This is a genomic window from Haloferula chungangensis (genome assembly GCF_042664875.1).
GTDB lineage: Bacteria > Verrucomicrobiota > Verrucomicrobiia > Verrucomicrobiales > Akkermansiaceae > Haloferula > Haloferula chungangensis.
The window spans coordinates 1-787 of record NZ_JBHTBS010000065.1; the positions used below are offsets into that span (position 1 = coordinate 1).

The following is a 787-nucleotide window of genomic DNA, read 5'->3' on the forward strand; positions in this document are numbered from 1 at the left end:
ACTGGATCAAACCGCCATTTCTCATCCCGGTCTCCAGCGCAACGGAAAGGCGCGGAAGAACTCATCCATTACGATGAAAATAGTAGAACTTTTGCCGTTGACAACCAGGCAGCCATAGCAACGTCGATGGTGAGGCGATCCCGGTAACCGAACCGGAAAGGCTACGGACATCCAAGCAGCTTCCGATGGTGGCGGCAAGCATGCAACAAAACCGCTGATAGGGGTCGTCCTCGACTGCCTTGTTCGGCATTTGTTGTCCACATATTTAACGTTCTTCATCCCCCAGATTCACAGAAAACACCTCCGAGATATCGTCGGCGCTAACCACTCCATCAGGTCCGCGACTCGTCAGCGTGAACTGGGGAGGATCGGTATCCTTGTTGGCACTGTAGCCGTAGGTCGACAGCCACGGATCACGCATCTGCCTCGTCATGACTTGCGTCCAACGGGCATCCTCATCGAAATTCTCGGGACGTTCGACTAATGCAGCGAGTCCTTGCTCGGTTGATGGGATCTCGCCTGCCTCCCTGGCGTAGGTGTTCACGGCCGCGGCGAGCACCTTGAAGGCACGCTCCGGTGACAACTCCCTGTTGACGGTGTCATTGGAGTCGCAAGCGCTGAGAAGCACAAACACTTGGATAAGCATCAACTCGCGAGTCATTTTCTGCCGAACGTCTGAGGCATGGCGCGACGCCCGAACAAAGGCGGCGCTTCGTGCCAGATTGAAGGGATTGAATCACCAAAACGGGAACGTAACAAGGCCGCGGTTAGGCGTCGCCATCGCTGG

1 protein-coding gene is annotated in these 787 nt (G+C 55.9%); it reads right to left on the bottom strand.

Annotated features, from left to right (window positions below; genetic code table 11):
- Positions 1-265: 265 nt before the first annotated feature.
- Entirely contained in the window at positions 266-646 is a 381-nt protein-coding gene (locus tag ACFQY0_RS21215; protein ID WP_379717063.1) for a type II secretion system protein GspG, read from the bottom strand.
- Positions 647-787: the final 141 nt, after the last annotated feature.